Annotated in this window: 1 protein-coding gene; it reads right to left on the reverse strand. The window is 59.8% G+C overall.

Annotated elements, in window-relative coordinates; genetic code table 11:
* Positions 1 to 74 precede the first annotated feature (74 nt).
* The gene (locus NYP18_RS15280; RefSeq protein ID WP_259429052.1) at positions 75 to 1,475 is read right to left on the reverse strand and encodes an aldehyde dehydrogenase family protein; all 1,401 of its coding nucleotides are present in this window, start codon (positions 1,473 to 1,475) and stop codon (positions 75 to 77) included.
* Positions 1,476 to 1,609: the final 134 nt, after the last annotated feature.

Genomic DNA, 1,609 nt, shown 5'->3' on the forward strand with positions numbered 1-1,609 from the left:
AAGGGTCAGCCCGGACAGTACTGTCCGGGCTGACCCTTCCTCAGATTCTGCTCGGGATCGACTTCGGGCGGGGCTCAGCCATTGTAGACCTTTGGGACAGAGACCCCTTTGAGCCCTTCACTGCCGAATTCGAGTCCGTAACCTGACTGTTTGATCCCGCCGAAGGGGATCCGGGGGTCAGGCTTGGCATGACTGTTGATCCATACCGTGCCCGCCTTGACCTTCCGGGCGACCTCCAGCGCACGGTGTCGGGAACCTGACCACACTGAAGCACCCAACCCCACATCAAGAGAATTGGCCCATGTCACCGCCTCCTCAAGATCGGTGAAGCGGATGACAGGAAGGGCAGGTCCAAACTGTTCTTCCGTGACCAGCGGGTTGGTCGGATCAATATCGGCGACGATGGTGGGGGGATAGAAGTTCCCGGGGCCTTCGGCAGGGCGTCCGCCGGTGAGGATTGTCGCTCCGCTGTCGCGTGCGGCGTTGACGAGCTTCGTCACGATCTCAAGCTGCGGTTTATTCTGCAGCGGACCCAGTACATTGTTCTCGTCGGTCCCTGGCCCGACCGGAACCGCCTGGGCAATCTGGGTGAGGGCCTCGCACATCTCATCGTAGATGGTGTCTGCGACGTAGAGGCGTTTGATTGCGGCACAGGTCTGCCCGGTGTTGATGAAGGCACCCCAGAAGATGTCCTGGGCGATGGCCTGTGGATCGGCATCATCGAGCACGATCGCCGCGTCATTGCCACCCAACTCAAGAGTCAGACGTTTGAGGGTCTCGGCACTGGCGGCGGCGATGGCGCGGCCGGTGCTGGTGGAACCAGTGAACATGATTTTGTCGATTCCGGGGTTCGTGCTCATCCGTGCCCCCACTTCCCGCCCACCAGATACCACTTGCAGGACATTCTTGGGCAGGACAGAGTTGAGTACCCTGCCCAGGGCCAGAACGCTGAGGGGGGTATACTCAGATGGTTTTACCACCACAGTGTTGCCCATCCGCAGGGCGGGGGCGATCTGCCAGACGGTGATCATCAGCGGCCAGTTCCAGGGGCCGATCGCTCCGACCACCCCGACAGGCTCGTATTCGAGGGTTGCGTAGGTATCGGCTTCGTCAACAAGTTCTTCTGCCGGGGTCTCAAATCCGGCGGTAGCCCGGAGCCAGTCGCTGCACATGCTGACCTCTAGACGTGAGTTCGGTCCGTTCAGCGGTTTCCCCGACTCTCTCGTCAGCAGGTGTGCCAGTGCCTCCGCATTTTCATCAACAGCATCCGCCATCGCATTGAGCAACTCCGACCTGTGGGTATGACCCACTGCTGCCCAGGATTCCTGGGCGACGACCGCTCTGTCCACAGCCTGATCAAGATCCTCTGCAGTCTGTTCGGGGGCGAAACCAATGATCTCCTCGGTCGCCGGATCATGGACCGGGCGTCCGGCATGCTCTTCAACCCCAACTGTGTTCAGTAGTTCCTGATACATTTCCTGCTCCCTTACTCTCGCACTGTCTGTCCGGCATCCCGGTGTCTGACACCCCATTTTGGCTGGGACACGGTGTAAGGAATTGCTTTAGCCTGGATACACCGATGTGATTTAGGTTTAGCGGCGTGGGAAAA

Origin of the sequence: Corynebacterium lemuris (assembly GCF_024919295.1) — a bacterium.
GTDB lineage: Bacteria > Actinomycetota > Actinomycetes > Mycobacteriales > Mycobacteriaceae > Corynebacterium > Corynebacterium lemuris.